The 294-nt window shown below is 42.2% G+C and carries 1 rRNA gene; it reads left to right on the top strand.

The features are described 5' to 3' along the window. Positions 1 to 190 precede the first annotated feature (190 nt). Positions 191 to 294 (top strand): 23S ribosomal RNA (locus H6B10_RS16050); the annotation flags it as partial.

The raw sequence follows: 294 nt of genomic DNA, 5'->3' as shown, positions 1-294 counted from the left end.
TGAAGCAAGACAGATGACGCCGAAGGCGTCAGATGTACCTTGAAAACTGAATATAGAACTGCGAAATGAGATTTTAAGCTAAGTAAAATTCCTGATTTTAATTCTAAAATCTATGATTTCACCAAGCGGTAAAATCTCGTTGGCAAATGGAGAATCTGAAAAGAGATATGTTTATCGAGGGATAAACAACGGTCAAGCTACAAAGGGCGCAAGGAGAATGCCTTGGCACTGGGAGCCGATGAAAGACGTGGTAAGCTGCGATAAGCCTTGGGGAGGAGCAAACATCCTTTGATC

The organism is Gemmiger formicilis, from assembly GCF_016901605.1.
In the GTDB taxonomy this organism is placed as follows: Bacteria; Bacillota; Clostridia; order Oscillospirales; family Ruminococcaceae; genus Gemmiger; species Gemmiger formicilis_B.
This window is presented reverse-complemented; position numbering and strand designations above follow the sequence as displayed.